This is a genomic window from Nitrospirillum amazonense, assembly GCF_007828035.1.
Lineage (GTDB): Bacteria > Pseudomonadota > Alphaproteobacteria > Azospirillales > Azospirillaceae > Nitrospirillum > Nitrospirillum amazonense.
On record NZ_VITV01000002.1, the window covers coordinates 123,115 to 136,320 of the forward strand.

15 protein-coding genes are annotated in these 13,206 nt (G+C 68.0%); 7 read left to right on the forward strand and 8 right to left on the reverse strand.

Annotation, left to right across the window (positions count from 1 at the left end):
* Window positions 1-81 precede the first annotated feature (81 nt).
* The 7 genes from FBZ87_RS04565 to FBZ87_RS04595 all read right to left on the reverse strand — a co-directional run bounded on the left by FBZ87_RS04565 (window position 82) and on the right by FBZ87_RS04595 (window position 6,087).
* The gene (locus tag FBZ87_RS04565; protein ID WP_145609191.1) at window positions 82-894 is read right to left on the reverse strand and encodes an anti-sigma factor family protein; all 813 of its coding nucleotides are present in this window, start codon (window positions 892-894) and stop codon (window positions 82-84) included.
* Window positions 891-1,457 carry a sigma-70 family RNA polymerase sigma factor gene (locus FBZ87_RS04570; RefSeq protein ID WP_145609192.1) on the reverse strand — a complete coding sequence of 189 codons (567 nt, stop codon included), beginning with the start codon at window positions 1,455-1,457 and terminating at the stop codon, window positions 891-893. Before FBZ87_RS04570 ends, FBZ87_RS04565 begins: the two co-directional genes overlap by 4 nt.
* Window positions 1,458-1,487: 30 nt before the next feature.
* Window positions 1,488-2,027 carry a cytochrome b gene (locus tag FBZ87_RS04575; RefSeq protein WP_145609193.1) on the reverse strand — a complete coding sequence of 180 codons (540 nt, stop codon included), beginning with the start codon at window positions 2,025-2,027 and terminating at the stop codon, window positions 1,488-1,490.
* Window positions 2,024-3,151: a catalase family peroxidase gene (locus FBZ87_RS04580; protein ID WP_145609194.1), complete on the reverse strand. Its 1,128-nt coding sequence runs from the start codon at window positions 3,149-3,151 to the stop codon at window positions 2,024-2,026. Before FBZ87_RS04580 ends, FBZ87_RS04575 begins: the two co-directional genes overlap by 4 nt.
* A 115-nt stretch (window positions 3,152-3,266) precedes the next feature.
* Window positions 3,267-4,466, reverse strand: a complete 1,200-nt coding sequence (locus FBZ87_RS04585) for an MFS transporter (RefSeq protein ID WP_145609195.1) — start codon at window positions 4,464-4,466, stop codon at window positions 3,267-3,269.
* A 136-nt stretch (window positions 4,467-4,602) separates the two neighbouring features.
* Complete coding sequence (locus FBZ87_RS04590; protein WP_145609196.1) at window positions 4,603-5,337, reverse strand: hypothetical protein; 735 nt, start codon at window positions 5,335-5,337, stop codon at window positions 4,603-4,605.
* A 114-nt stretch (window positions 5,338-5,451) separates the two neighbouring features.
* A complete protein-coding gene (locus FBZ87_RS04595; RefSeq protein WP_416235224.1) occupies window positions 5,452-6,087 on the reverse strand; it encodes an ATP-dependent Clp protease proteolytic subunit in 636 nt (211 codons plus the stop codon).
* Between the two features lie 210 nt (window positions 6,088-6,297).
* Between FBZ87_RS04595 and FBZ87_RS04600 the strand changes: the two genes are divergently transcribed.
* Both FBZ87_RS04600 and FBZ87_RS04605 read left to right on the forward strand, forming a co-directional pair.
* Window positions 6,298-7,107 carry an ABC transporter ATP-binding protein gene (locus FBZ87_RS04600; RefSeq protein WP_145609197.1) on the forward strand — a complete coding sequence of 270 codons (810 nt, stop codon included), beginning with the start codon at window positions 6,298-6,300 and terminating at the stop codon, window positions 7,105-7,107.
* Window positions 7,104-7,883 carry an ABC transporter permease gene (locus FBZ87_RS04605; RefSeq protein ID WP_145609198.1) on the forward strand — a complete coding sequence of 260 codons (780 nt, stop codon included), beginning with the start codon at window positions 7,104-7,106 and terminating at the stop codon, window positions 7,881-7,883. Before FBZ87_RS04600 ends, FBZ87_RS04605 begins: the two co-directional genes overlap by 4 nt.
* 162 nt (window positions 7,884-8,045) lie before the next feature.
* On the opposite strand, the gene FBZ87_RS04610 is transcribed toward FBZ87_RS04605, so the two are convergent.
* Window positions 8,046-8,561: an adenine phosphoribosyltransferase gene (locus FBZ87_RS04610; RefSeq protein WP_145609199.1), complete on the reverse strand. Its 516-nt coding sequence runs from the start codon at window positions 8,559-8,561 to the stop codon at window positions 8,046-8,048.
* A 220-nt stretch (window positions 8,562-8,781) separates the two neighbouring features.
* On the opposite strand from FBZ87_RS04610, the gene FBZ87_RS04615 reads away from it, so the two are divergent.
* From FBZ87_RS04615 to FBZ87_RS04635, 5 genes are all read left to right on the forward strand, one after another.
* Window positions 8,782-9,921 (forward strand): MlaE family lipid ABC transporter permease subunit, encoded by a 1,140-nt coding sequence (locus FBZ87_RS04615; RefSeq protein WP_145609200.1) that lies wholly within the window; start codon window positions 8,782-8,784, stop codon window positions 9,919-9,921.
* Between the two features lie 66 nt (window positions 9,922-9,987).
* Window positions 9,988-10,743 (forward strand): ABC transporter ATP-binding protein, encoded by a 756-nt coding sequence (locus tag FBZ87_RS04620; protein WP_145609201.1) that lies wholly within the window; start codon window positions 9,988-9,990, stop codon window positions 10,741-10,743.
* Between the two features lie 21 nt (window positions 10,744-10,764).
* Entirely contained in the window at window positions 10,765-11,733 is a 969-nt protein-coding gene (locus FBZ87_RS04625; RefSeq protein WP_040846323.1) for an MlaD family protein, read from the forward strand.
* Complete coding sequence (locus FBZ87_RS04630; protein ID WP_145609202.1) at window positions 11,730-12,392, forward strand: ABC-type transport auxiliary lipoprotein family protein; 663 nt, start codon at window positions 11,730-11,732, stop codon at window positions 12,390-12,392. Before FBZ87_RS04625 ends, FBZ87_RS04630 begins: the two co-directional genes overlap by 4 nt.
* A 15-nt stretch (window positions 12,393-12,407) precedes the next feature.
* Window positions 12,408-13,187: a DUF6969 family protein gene (locus FBZ87_RS04635; RefSeq protein WP_145609203.1), complete on the forward strand. Its 780-nt coding sequence runs from the start codon at window positions 12,408-12,410 to the stop codon at window positions 13,185-13,187.
* Window positions 13,188-13,206: the final 19 nt, after the last annotated feature.

Consider the following 13,206-nt stretch of genomic DNA (forward strand, 5'->3'; position numbering starts at 1 on the left):
TAGTGGTTGCCGTTTTAATCCAGTAACCGATCTGTACAAGCGCGGGGACGACGTTTGGTTCGCCGCCATGCCCGCGAAAGCTCAAATCTTGGTACGCAGCTGCCGACGCGCCTCGTCCGCCAGGGGGTGCAGCGCCTGGGCCGAGGCGTCGGCCACCAAGCTGTAGCCCATACCGCGGTTGCACCAGGTGACGCCGCCGACATCGTCCTTCTGGTGCTCGGTCATGGGGGCGTCGCCGTCCTGCTTCATGGGCCGCACCAGCATGGCGATGCGGTTGCCGCTGCTGTCGTCGTAGAAGAACATGGCGCCCGGGCCGTGGGCGGTGGCGACCAGGCGCCCGCCCATGAACCGGTAGCCGGAGGCCGACAGGTCGGGCACCGCCACCTTGCGGTCCAGCCGCTGCGACACCCAGCGCAGCAGCTGCTCCTGCTCGCCCGCATGCATCTCCACCGGCCGCACCGCGTCGGCGGCGTAGACGCGGTAATTGTCCATGGCCTCCTGAGTCAGCATGCTCTCAGGGTTCATCGACGCCTTGCCGGCGGTGATGCCGTGCATGGACCAGCCGCCGGCCCCGCCGATCAGCACCAGGGCCACGGCGGCGGCGATGTTGCGCCAGAGGCCGGCCCCCGGAGCAGAGAGCCACGAGTGCGCCTGGCGGTGTTGCCGCGCCTCGATCAGGCGGGCCAGATTCAGGCGGTCGGGCACCGGCTCTTCCGCGATGGGGGCCAGGGCGGCGCGCAAGGCCTGACGCTGGGCGGCGTAGGCGGCCACCCGCCGGGCGGCGTCGGGGTGGGTGGACAGGTACTCCTCAACCTCCTCTTGGCGCCGCTCGTCCAGGGCGTGGTCGACGTAGGCCTGGAAGTCTTCTTCGGTGATGGGGCGGCCGGGGTTCATTTCACTCTCCTGAAAATTCCAGCGCCGAAAACGGGGCGATGGATGGTGGCGCCGCCCTTCGCAGCCTCCTGCGCGGGGGCGCCCTCCATCTTCTGCAACAGCTTTTCCCGCGCCCGGGCCAGGCGGGACATGACGGTGCCGATGGGGATGTCCAGAACCCGCGCGGCCTCGGCATAGGTCAGGTCTTCCACCGATACCAGCAACAGCACGCTGCGCTGGTCCTCCGGCAGGCTTTGCAGGGCCTGTATCACATCGGCGTGGTGCAGCGCGTCCTCCTGCGTCGCCGGCCGGGCGATCATGGCCTCGTCCACACCGTCGTCCAGGGTGACATGGCTGCCGCGCCGCCGGTTTTGGCGCATATGGCTGACGGCCAGGTTGTGCAGGATGGTGAACAGCCAGGTGCGGGCGTCACCGTCCTGCCGCCGCTGGTGCCAGCGGGTGATGGCCCGCTCCAGACAATCCTGCACCAGATCGTCCGCCGTGGCGTGATCCTTCACCAGCGCCCGGGCATAACGGCGCAGTGGAGGAATCAGCGGCTCGACCAGCAGCATCATGTCGTTCATGGCACGCATCCCTCGGTCCGGGGTCCACCGTCAGCGACGGGTGCGCCAGGCCGCCATGCTCTGGAACACGCCATCCTTGAAAATGAGGCCATGCATCAGGGCGGCGGACAAGTGGGCGATCACCGTGAGGAACAAAGCGTACGCCAGATAGGTGTGCAGGTGGCGCAGGGATGCGTACAGCCCCCTGTCCGGCGACAGCAGCGGCGGGAGGTGCACAGCACCCCAGACGGTGATGGGGTAGCCGCCGGCCGACAGCATGGACCAGCCCACCAGCGGCAGGGCGATCATCAAGGCGTACAGCACCAGGTGTGACAGGTGGGCGACGGCCTTCTGCGGCGCCGGCATGTCCGCCGGCAGCGGCGGCGTGCCCTTGGCGGCACGCACGGCCAGGCGGATCAGCACCAGCAGCAGCAGGGTGACGCCCACCGACTTGTGCAGCGGCACCAGCCAGTCGTGGCTGGCCCCGACGGTGGAGACCATGCCCACGCCGATGAACAGCATGGCGATGATCAGAACGGCCATCAGCCAATGCAGCAGCCGGGCGGCGCCGCTGAACGTGGTCGATTTCATTGCGCGGACTCCTTGGCGGCGGGCTGGCTGGAAGCGGGGGCGGGGAAGGCCTTGTCGGCCGCCAGCGCGCTGGCAGCCGCGGGTTCACCTGTGCGGCGGGTGTAGCCCACGGCGTAGACGGAGGAACGCGCGGCCAGCAGCGGATCGTCGGAGGGCGACACGCCGGCGGGCAGGATGGTGGGGTCGAAGTTCACGTCGCGACAGGGGCCGTCATCCTCGGCCACCGCGCGGTCGATGGTCAGCGTGCCGACCTCCACCCGCTGCCGGTCGTCCGGCCAGGGCTTAGTGGCGTCGTCGGTGGGATCGCCGGCGTTGGGCAGGATGACGGACAGATGCCAAACCAGCGTGCCCTGGGCGAGGCGGCCCGCGACCTCATCGAACAGGAAGTCGCGCGGCCGGTCGGCCAGCGTCGCCTTGTCCAGCTCCTCGAACGGCGCCTCGGGGGTGAAGATCCAGCGCACCACCCGGGTCTGGCCCCGGTCGTTGGTGAAGCGGAAGGCGTTGACGCTGTTGTAGTTGGCGTTGGCGAAACTGCTGGGCAGGGGCGCCTTGGCCATATAGTCGGCAAAGGCCTTGGTTTCCGGATGCTGCGCCATGTAGGCCTGCACCTTGGCCGGATCTGGCTTACCCGTTGCGGGGTCGGGCGTGGTCGCCAGCTGGAAGTCGAGGAATGCCTGCGGTGTGGCCACGGGGAACACGGGCACGTGGTTCAGCGCCATGCGCCATTGTTCGCCCTGCGGCAGGTCGAACTTCAGTGCCAGGCTGTGGAAGGTGACGCGGCCGTCACCGGCGTTGGGCACGCCGCCGGCCAGCGAGAAGCGGCCGATGACCGGGGTGGTGGCCTGGCGGAACAGGCTGGCCTTGCTGAGGGCCAGGCCCTGGCCGTTGCCGTCGAAATGGCCGACCACGCATAGCCCCTTGGCATGGGCGCGACGGAAGCCGTCATGTTTGCCGTCATGGCCCTCCAGCGCGTTCACGATCTGGGCCGGCTGCAGCCGGCCGGGCGACAGCCAGCCGCCGGCATAGGCGAAGGCGGCGGTGGCCCCGCCCGCGACGGCGGCGATGGCCAGCAGCGACACCAGGCTGCGGCGGCTGAGGATGTCCTGAACTCGATAGCCAGGCATGGGCGGGGTCCCTTTCGGCCTTGGAAACGGGCCCCCAAGGGGGCCGCACCCCCCATTGACGCCGCCGCCGGCGGATTATTCCAGACGGGGCGAAATTTTTTCTATTGAAGCGACGTCAATGCGCGAAGCCGGGGCAAGCGTCGTCGTCCTGCACGCCATCCGCCTGCGTGCCGCCCTTGTCCGTGGCGGCGGCGATGGCGGTCAGGCTGAGGGCGCAGACGGCCAGGCCTGCGCCCAGCCAGGGCAAATTCCCGTAGGCTACGCCATGGTCGATGGCGATGCCGCCGAACCAGGCGCCGAGCGCGTTGCCCATGTTGAAGGCGCCCTGATTCAGGGTGGAGGCGAGGTTGGGCGCGCCGCGCGCCTGGTCCACCACCCGCATCTGCAAGGGGGAGCCGACGGAGAAGGCGGCGATGCCCCAGAGCACCAGCGTGGGCACGACGCCCAGGGGCGTGGCGCTGGTCCATACCAAGGCCACCAGGATCAGGGTGATGATGCCGAAGGTGGTCATGACCACGGGCATCATCTTCCAGTCGGCCAGGCGCCCACCCACCAGGTTGCCCACCGTCAACCCCACGCCGAATAACAGCAGGACGTAGGTGACCTGATCGGGGGTGAAGCCGGTGACACGCTCCAGCAGCGGGGTGATGTAGGTTAGCACGCTGAACAGGCTGGCGGAGGAGATGACGCTGATCATCATGGCCATGGCGACCTGGGGGCGGCCCAGCACGCGGAACTCGCCCAGCAGGCTGCCGCCGCTGCTGCCCGGCAAGCCGCGCGGCAGCCACAGGGTCAGGGCGGCGGCGGCGATGACGCCAATGGCGACCACGGCCCAGAAGGTGGCGCGCCAGCCCAGCTCATGCCCCAGCGCCGTACCCAGGGGCACGCCCAGCACGTTGGCCAGCGTCAGGCCGGAAAACATCAGGGATATGGCCTGGCCCCGCTTGTGCCGCGGCACTAGGCCAGCCGCCACCACGGCGCCAATGCCGAAGAAGGTGCCGTGCGACAGGGCGGTGACGATGCGCGCCGCCATCAGCAGCCCGTACGTGGGCGCCACCGCGCAGCAGAAGTTGCCGAAGATGAAGATGCCCATCAGACCGATCAGCGCGCTTTTGCGCGGCAGCCGCGCGGTCGATACCGCCAGGATGGGGGCGCCCACCACCACGCTCAAGGCATAGGCGGTGACCAGCATGCCGGCCTGCGGGATGGTGACGCGCAGATCCTGCGCCAGATCCGGCAGCATGCCCATGATCACAAACTCGGTCGTGCCAATACCGAAGGAGGCGATGGCGAGGGCGAGCAGGGGCAATGGCACTGGAATCACTCCGGAATCGGCGACGCTGTCGGGGATGCCCTTAGCATCGCCGAAAATAGGTAAGCGCTGTCATGCTGCGTTGCAGCAGGAGGCATGACGCTACGGGATGGCGGTCCGGGAACTTTGTGAAGGTCGCTTATTCGGGCGCGCGCAGCCAGCGCTCGGCCGCCGCCGCCGCCCGTTCCGCATAGCCGGGCTGGTCCGGGCCCAGCAGGGGCAGGCCCCATTCCGCCACCACGCGGGCGATGCCGGCCGCGTCCACGGGCAGGCCCAGTTCCTTCAGGCGCCAGGCCATGTTCATCTCCTGGCCCCAGAAATAGATCCGGGTGGCGCCGGTGTTGGCGGCCATGGTCCGCACCTGGGCCTCACGGTCCAGGCCGTGCAGCGGCAGCCAGATGTCGGCCAGCAGGGTGTCGAAGGGCTGGTCGTCCACCGGCGTCCAGGTGTAGGCGTCGCCCTGGTGGATGGTGATCTTGGCGGCGGCCTCGGGCGGCAACTGGCGGAAGATGCCCGACTGTTCCACCGCCGCCAGCACTTCCGGATCGAACTCCACCACGGTGACGGCGGTGACGGCGGGGTTCAGGGCGGCGTTGGCCACGGCCCAGCCCATGCCCATGCCCATCACCACCGTACGACCACTGGCCAGCTGACAGCCGATCTCCTGGCTTTCCGTTTCCATGGGCGTCATCGACATCCAGGCGCGGGTGTTGCCGCTGTCGTGGCGGATCAGCGCCGCCATGTTTTCCACCATGCGCGGCCCGGACCAATAGCCGGGGCAGATGACCAGGGCCGCCAGCCGCATCTCCCACCGTTCCCCCATGAAGGGCTGGTAGGTGGGGTAGAACAGGGGGAAGGCGGCGGTGTCGGGCATGCGGAACTCCGGACCAGAAGGGGCGATCGGGGCCAAGAAAAAAGCCGCCGGCGCCGGGGGCGCGGGCGGCTTTGATCGACGTATCAAGGCATCGGGTCTCTGAAGCTCAAGGGTTTACTTCAGGTCGTCGGCCTTGCTGATGATGTGGGTGACGATGCCGTAATCCTTGGCCTCTTCCGCCGACATCCAGAAGTTACGGTCCGTGTCCTGCTCGATCTTCTCAAGCGGCTGGCCGGTCTCACGGGCGATGATGCTGTTCAGACGCTTGCGCATCTTCACGATCTCGCGCGCCTCGATGGCGATGTCGGTGGCCTGGCCGCCGGTGCCGCCCATCGGCTGATGGATCAGGAAGCGGGTGTTGGGCAGGCAGTAGCGGTTTTCCTTGGCCGCACCCAGGAAGATGTGCGCGCCGGCGCTGGCCACCCAGCCGGTGCCCAGGACCAGGACGCGCGGGCGGATAAACTGCAGCACGTCGTGGATGCTGTCGCCGCTTTCGACATGGCCGCCTTGGGAGTTGATCACCAGGCGGATGGGGTCGTCGCTCTCGGCCGCCATGGCGAGCAGCTGGGCGACCGTGCTCTCGGCGATCTTCTGGTTGATCTCACCGAAAAGCAGGATGGTGCGGCTCTTGAACAGGCTTTGGGCCACGGGGGAGAAGGGCGCGCCTTTGGACTTCTCCTCCTTGCCGCCTTCCGGAGCGGACTCGGGGGCGTCGGGTTCTTCGTCGTCGAAGCGGATCGGCAGGGTCACCAGGATCTCCTTGGGAACGAACAAGGCGGGGGCCAGACCGGCGGCCCATCCGCGCACCCTTATCAGGTAGCGGGATTCGCCGCCCCATTCAACCCGCCCGTGACAGAAGGCTTTTACCATGATCGGCTACCCCGGCCGGTCTAGCAAGGGTGGCGCGCCGCTCTCGGCATCGGTAAAGGTTAAGGCCGCATCGGCTGGAGACGGGATCACATGATGGGGCAGGGGCCGGCACCCTTCCTGGAATTGCAGGGCGTGACCAAGCGCTATCCCAACGGGACGCTGGCGCTGACCGACATCTCGCTGGCGGTGGGCGCGGGGGAGTTCCTGGCCATCGTCGGCGCCAGCGGCTGCGGCAAGAGCACCATCCTGCGCCATGTCGCCGGCCTGGTGGCACCCACGTCCGGCCGCATCGCCTGGGCCCAGCCGGCCGCCACCGGCGGTATCGGCCCAGGTGGGATAGGCATGGTCTTTCAAGAGCCGACACTCATGCCCTGGGCCCGCATCCAGGACAATGTCCGCCTGCCGCTGGACCTGGCCAAGGTGCCGCGCGCCGAAGCCGACGCCCGCGTCAGCGCCCTGCTGGCCCAGGTGGGGTTGGCCGATTTCGCCCGGGCCTATCCGCGTGAGCTGTCGGGCGGCATGAAGATGCGCGCCTCCATCGCCCGCGCCCTGGTCACCCGGCCGCGCCTGCTGCTGATGGATGAGCCGTTCGCGGCGTTGGATGAGATCACGCGGCAGAAGCTGAACGACGACCTGCTCGCCCTGTGGCGGGAGCAGCGCTTCACCGCCATGTTCGTGACCCACAGCGTCTATGAGGGCGTGTACCTGGCCAATCGCGCCATCGTCATGGCCCCCCGGCCGGGACGCATCCATGCCGACATCCCGCTGGATCTGCCCTATCCCCGGGACGAGGCCCTGCGCACCGACGCCCGATACGCCGCCGCGTGCCGCACGGTTTCCTTGGCTCTGGCGGAGGCTATGCGGCCACCGGGGCGGCCATCGGGGGAGAGTGCGGCATGAACACGGTGCGTCGCGTGGCCCCCGTCATCCTGGGCGGGATCGTCCTGGCGGCTTGGGAGGGACTGGTGCGCCTGTTGGCCATCCCCGCCTTCGTCCTGCCGCCGCCCAGCGCGGTGGTGGCGGCGCTGCTGGCCGATCCCAACACGTTGGGCCTGTCGCTGTGGTTCACGCTGACCGTGACCCTACAGGCCTTCGCCCTGGCGGTGGTGGGCGGGGTGGCGCTGGCCATTCTGTTCACCCGGTCGCCGCTGCTGGCCTCCGCCCTCTATCCCTACGCCGTCATCCTGCAGGTGACACCGGTGATGGCCATCGCGCCGTTGCTGCTGGTCTGGGTGGGGTATGAGCGGGTGGACCTGGCGCAGCTGATCCTGGCCTGGATCGTCGCCTTCTTCCCCATCCTGGGCAACACCACCCTGGGCCTGCGCTCCGCCGACGCGGGCTTGCGCGACCTGTTCCGGCTGTACGGCGCCAGCAAGTGGCAAGTGCTGTGGCGGCTGGAGCTGCCCTCGTCCTTGCCCTACCTGCTGGCCGGCATGAAGATCTCGGGCGGGCTGGCGCTGATCGGCGCCGTGGTGGCGGAGTTCGTGGCGGGGTCGGGGACGGGTAGCGGCCTGGCCTGGCGCATCGTTGATGCCAGCAACCGCCTGAACACGCCCCGCATGTTCGCGGCCCTGGCGCTGCTTTCCCTGCTGGGCATCACCATCTTCGCGCTGCTGTCTCTGGTGCAGCGCCTGGCGCTCCGGCGGTGGCACGACAGCGAGGCAAGCCGCTCGTGATGTACCAAGGGCATGAGGAGGAGCCTCATGCCCTGGTAGGCCACGGCCCTGTTTACGTAAATGGGGGGCCGCCGGAGCGTTTTGGGGAGCGTAGCGGACTGAAACGCGAGGATAAGCCCAAGGGCGCGGATGCGCCCGCCCGGCGTCTGAGGGTCTGCTGACCTACTTGTCGTAGTTCAGCAGCGACAGCACCGGCACATCCAGCTTCTTGCGGCCTTCCAGGAAGTCCAGCTCGATCAGGAAGGCGGCGGCGCGCACGTCGGCGCCGACGTCGCGCAACAGCTTGATGGCGGCGGTCATGGTGCCGCCGGTGGCCAGCAGGTCGTCCACCACCACCACGCGCTGGCCGGGTTTCACCAGGTCGGCCTGGATCTCCACCGTGTCGCTGCCGTACTCCAGATCATAGGAGTGGCGCACCACGTCGCCCGGCAGCTTGCCCTTCTTGCGCACCATGGCGAAGCCCAGGCCCAACTTCAGCGCCAGGGGGGCGGCCATCAGGAAGCCGCGGGACTCGATGCCCACGATGAAATCGATGCCCGTTTCCTGGATCAGTCGGGCCATGCGGCCCATGGCGACGGCCCAGGCGTCGGCGTGCGCCAGCAGCGGCGAGATGTCGTAGAACAGGATGCCGGGCTTGGGATAGTCCGGGACGCCGCGGATGTGGCTCTTCAGGTCCATGGGGAAAGGCCTCGGGGGAAACGGAAACGCCCCGGTCCCGGGGCGCGAAATCATAGGGGAGGCTGGTCCGGCATGCCAGCGCCAAGCCGTGCCGCAACCGCCCAATGGACACCTCGCGGCCGCTGCTGTTGACCCGCAGCGGGCCTTTCTGTCAAGTGAAGGACGAGCAAGGCCGCCCGGCGCCCCCGTCAGGAGGGGGCGGGGACGGCGAAGGGGCGAGATGGCGGCGGCAGGCAGCGGCGTGATCAAGACGGCATGGGACGGCGACCATTGGTTGCTGGCCGCACTGGGCCGTTGGGATCTGGCGGGGGCGGAGCATCTGGACACGGCGCTGACCCGCCTGAAGCCGGAGCGCAAGCCGGGCCAGGTGCTGCTGGACCTGTCCGGCCTGTCGGGCATGGACACCGCCGGCGCCCTGGTGCTGGACCGCCTGATCGAGCGCCTGCGGGCGGAGGGGGAGACGGTAGCCGTGGTCGGCGCGACGCCGGCCCAGTGCACCCTGCTGCGCGACGTGCGTCGCGCCGTGGTGCGCCATCCCGAGGTCACCACGCCGCACCGGCCCTTTCACGACCTGCTGGAGCGGGTGGGCAAGGGTGCCTTCAGCTTGGCGCAGGACGCGTTCCAGTTGCTGAGCTTCTTCGGGCTGGTGTTCATCACCATCGCCCGCGTAGCCCGTAATCCGCGCCGTTTCCGCTGGACGGCCTTCTTCTTCCACCTGGAACAGGTGGGCCTGAACGCCCTGCCCATCATCGGCCTGCTGACCTTCCTGATCGGCGTGGTGCTGGCCTATCAGAGTGCTGATCAGCTGCGGCGATTCGGCGCCGAAATCTTTGTCGTCAACCTGCTGGGCATCGGCATCCTGCGCGAACTGGGGGTGCTGATCACCTCCATCATCGTCGCCGGCCGCTCCGGTTCCGCCTTCACCGCGCAGATCGGCACCATGAAGGTGAACCAGGAGGTGGACGCCATGCAGGTGCTGGGGCTGGACCCCATCGAGATGCTGGTGCTGCCCCGCCTGGCCGCCCTGTTCGTGGCCCTGCCGTTGGTCAGCTTCTACGCCGACGTGGTGGGGCTGTTCGGCGGCGCGGTCATGTCCTACGGCACGCTGGACATCACGCTGGGCCAGTTCCTGCGGCAGTTGCAGGTGGCGGTCAGCCCGACCACCATGCTGGTGGGCCTGATCAAGGCGCCGGTCTTCGCCATGGTCATCTCGCTGGTCGGCTGCTTCGAGGGCCTGAACGTGACCGGCAGCGCCGAAAGCGTGGGCAAGCTGACCACCCGGTCGGTGGTCGAATCCATCTTCCTGGTGATCGTGCTCGACGCGCTGTTCTCCATCCTTTTCTCCTATCTCAAGATCTGAGGGACGCCGATGAGCCTTGGCAACTCAGAGGGGGGCAACCTGGTGGGAGACCCGGTGGGAGACAACATGACGCCGGTCATCCAGGTGCGCGGCCTGGTCACCCGCTTCGGCCGCCAGACGGTGCATGACGGGGTAGATCTGGATGTGCGCCGGGGCGAGGTGATGGGCGTGGTCGGCGGGTCCGGCACGGGCAAGTCCGTGCTGCTGAAGGAGATCATCGGCCTGTTGCGCCCCACCGCCGGCCGGGTGGAGGTGCTGGGCACCAACATGTGGACGGCCGACAGCGCCGCCCGTCGCACTATCCAGAGCCGCTGGGGCGTGCTGTTCCAGGACGGCGCCCTGTTCAGCTCCATGACCGTGGCGGAGAACGTCATGGTGGCGCTGAAGGAGCACACGGATCTTGAGGACTGTCTGATCCAGGAACTGGCCCGCATCAAGATTTCCATGGTGGGCCTGCCGCCGGACAGCTGCTCCAAATACCCGTCCCAGCTGTCGGGCGGCATGCGCAAGCGCGCCGGCCTGGCCCGCGCCCTGGCGCTGGATCCGGAAATCCTGTTTCTGGATGAGCCGACGGCCGGCCTGGACCCCATCGGTGCCGCGGCTTTCGATGAGCTGATTGGGACATTACAGCGCAGCTTGGGCCTGACCGTCGTCATGGTTACCCATGATTTGGACAGCCTTTATGCCATTTGCGATCGCATCGCGGTGCTGGTCGACCGTAAGATGAGGGTGGGAACCATTGACATGTTGCTGGCGGACACGCATCCCTGGATCCATGACTACTTCCATGGACCGCGCGGCCGCGCGGCCGTGAAGAGCTGAGCAGTTAGGGGCTGAATTCACATGGAAACGCGCGCCAGCTACGCGCTCGTCGGCGGGTTCATCCTGGCACTGACGGCGGCCCTGTTCATCGCCATCGTCTGGCTGGCCAAGGTCCAGTTCGACAAGGCGTCGACCCCTTACCGCATCTATTTCTCAGGCTCCGTCACCGGCCTGGTGGCGGGCAGCCCCGTGCGCTATCGCGGCGTGGCCGTGGGCCGCGTCACCGACATCCGCATCGATCCCGGCAACGTGGAACGCATCGAGGTGAAGGTGGAGGTGCCCAAGGACACCCCCATCAAGTCCGACGCCGTGGCCTCGCTGGAGCCGGTGGGCGTTACCGGCGGCGTCTATGTCGAGATCGCCGGCGGCAGCCAGGAGGCGCCGCTGCTGCGCGAGACGCAGAACGACGTCGACGTGCCCGTCATCCCCTCGCGCCCCAGCAACATCGCCTCACTGCTGCAGGAGGCGCCCCACCTGCTGGAAAACCTGATCAAGCTGTCTGACAGCCTGGCGGGTTTCATGACGCCGGACAACCAGAAGGCCTTCGCCTCCATGTTGGCCAACCTGGCGTCCACCGCCGGGGCCGCCAACGGCACGGTGCAGGACGCAGGCCATCTTGTGAACGAGCTGCGCGGCAGTGTGCGCGAGATCAGCAAGCAGACCGAGGCGCTGCTGGTCGATACCCGCACCACCGTGAACACGGTGGGCAGCGACGCCAAGCGCATCAGCGGCAACCTGAACCAGTCGGCGGAGGACGTGAAGGTCCTGACCCGCAACCTGAACCAGACCGTGGAGCAGCTGCGCGGCATGGTGGAGGAGAATCGCGGGCCCATCCGCGACTTCACCTCCAGCGGCCTTTATGACCTGACCCAGCTGATCGGTGACCTGCGCACGCTCAGCAACAACCTGTCGCGGGTGACCAACCGTATCGAGAACGATCCGTCCGGCTTCTTGTTCGGTGGCCGGCAGCGTGGGGTGGAGGTGAAATGAGGGGGGCCCACAAGGGTACGATGAGCCGGCGCCGCCTGCTGGCGCGCGGGATGGGGGTGATGGGCGGCGGCCTGGCGCTGGGGGCGCTGCCCGCCTGTTCCGTGTTCGACAGCCCGCCGCACGTGGTGCGGCTGACGGCCGCGCGCGAGTTCTCGCCGGCTCCGCCCGTGGGCTGGCAGCTGCTGGTGGGCGTGCCCACCACCACCTCGGTGCTGAACACCACGCGAATCGCATTGCGCCGCCTGGAGGGGGACTTCGGTTATTTTGATGCCGAGTGGCAGGACCCGATGCCGGAGATGGTGCAGGGCCTGCTGATCGAGTCCTTCGAATATTCCGGCCGTATCTCGGGTGTGGGACGCGAGGGGTCGGGCCTGCGCGCCGACTATGTCCTGCTGACCGATATCCGCGATTTCCAGGCGGAATATCCCCACGCGACGGTGGAGGACGTGCCCACCGTGCATGTCCGTGTCCAGTGCAAGATGGTGACGCTGCCCCGCCGCACCATCCAGGAAAGCCAGGGCTTCGAAATCCGGGTGCCGGCCAAGTCCACGGGCTTCCCCGCCGTGCTGGCGGCTTATGACGAGGCCTTCCACACGCTGGCCCGGCAGGTGGCCGAATGGGCCTTGCAGCCCGGGCGGCGCGCCGGCGGCGGCGTCTAAGGGAAGGGAACGGCCATGCCCTTCCTCCGGGGCCCCGCGCGCGGCAGTTCCGTTGTCGATGGCCTGCCATACGAGACCCTGACCCGGCTGGTGGAGGCCGCGCGCGAAGTCAGCCTATGCACGCGGGTGCTGGCCAAGACCGGCGACACTGTGCTGAGCGAGGTCTTGCGCGACGTGGTGCCGCCGCTGGACCCCTGGCACCATCATCCGCCGGGGGATGTCTACGACAGCGAATACCACGCCCAATACTACTTCCACGCCCACCCGGAGTCGGAACTGGTTGGTGAGGAGATGGGGCATTTTCACACCTTCATGAGGCCCCTGGGCATGCCGGATGGGGTGGCGCCGGCGCCCTTGCCCGATCTCCAGCCCGACTCCGACGGCAACGCCGCGCTCAGCCACCTGGTGGGGATTTCCATCGACGGCATGGGCCGGGTGACACGGTTGTTCACCACCAACCGCTGGGTGACAGGGGAAACCTGGTACGCGGCGGCCGACGTGGTGCGGATGCTGGAAGGCTTCCAGATCGACCACGCCCGGCCGTCCTGGCCGCTGAACCGCTGGATCACCGCGGTCGTTAATCTGTACCGCTATGAAATTATTGAGCTTTTGCAAGAAAGAGATGCAACTGTCGGTCGCTGGCAGGCGGAACGCCCCGGCAGTTACGTCTATGAGGACCGCGATCTCGAAGTGACATCGGAACGGCTGGTGGACGTGGACGGCCGCATCCAGGAGCTGGAGCGCGCGCTGCGTCGGCGCAACCGTCAGCAATCCCCTATGGCGGATCCCGCGTAGCAGCCCCTGGGCATAGGCG

What these genes read in the sequence shown, in the direction of transcription:
- FBZ87_RS04580 (WP_145609194.1), bottom strand. Translation starts at nt 3,151, where the DNA reads ATGCCTGGCTATCGAGTTCAGGACATCCTCAGCCGCCGCAGCCTGGTG.
- FBZ87_RS04570 (WP_145609192.1), bottom strand. Translation starts at nt 1,457, where the DNA reads ATGAACGACATGATGCTGCTGGTCGAGCCGCTGATTCCTCCACTGCGC.
- FBZ87_RS04615 (WP_145609200.1), top strand. Translation starts at nt 8,782, where the DNA reads ATGGCGGCGGCAGGCAGCGGCGTGATCAAGACGGCATGGGACGGCGAC.
- FBZ87_RS04610 (WP_145609199.1), bottom strand. Translation starts at nt 8,561, where the DNA reads ATGGACCTGAAGAGCCACATCCGCGGCGTCCCGGACTATCCCAAGCCC.
- FBZ87_RS04590 (WP_145609196.1), bottom strand. Translation starts at nt 5,337, where the DNA reads ATGCCCGACACCGCCGCCTTCCCCCTGTTCTACCCCACCTACCAGCCC.
- FBZ87_RS04620 (WP_145609201.1), top strand. Translation starts at nt 9,988, where the DNA reads ATGACGCCGGTCATCCAGGTGCGCGGCCTGGTCACCCGCTTCGGCCGC.
- FBZ87_RS04635 (WP_145609203.1), top strand. Translation starts at nt 12,408, where the DNA reads ATGCCCTTCCTCCGGGGCCCCGCGCGCGGCAGTTCCGTTGTCGATGGC.
- FBZ87_RS04600 (WP_145609197.1), top strand. Translation starts at nt 6,298, where the DNA reads ATGATGGGGCAGGGGCCGGCACCCTTCCTGGAATTGCAGGGCGTGACC.
- FBZ87_RS04575 (WP_145609193.1), bottom strand. Translation starts at nt 2,027, where the DNA reads ATGAAATCGACCACGTTCAGCGGCGCCGCCCGGCTGCTGCATTGGCTG.
- FBZ87_RS04630 (WP_145609202.1), top strand. Translation starts at nt 11,730, where the DNA reads ATGAGGGGGGCCCACAAGGGTACGATGAGCCGGCGCCGCCTGCTGGCG.
- FBZ87_RS04605 (WP_145609198.1), top strand. Translation starts at nt 7,104, where the DNA reads ATGAACACGGTGCGTCGCGTGGCCCCCGTCATCCTGGGCGGGATCGTC.
- FBZ87_RS04565 (WP_145609191.1), bottom strand. Translation starts at nt 894, where the DNA reads ATGAACCCCGGCCGCCCCATCACCGAAGAAGACTTCCAGGCCTACGTC.
- FBZ87_RS04625 (WP_040846323.1), top strand. Translation starts at nt 10,765, where the DNA reads ATGGAAACGCGCGCCAGCTACGCGCTCGTCGGCGGGTTCATCCTGGCA.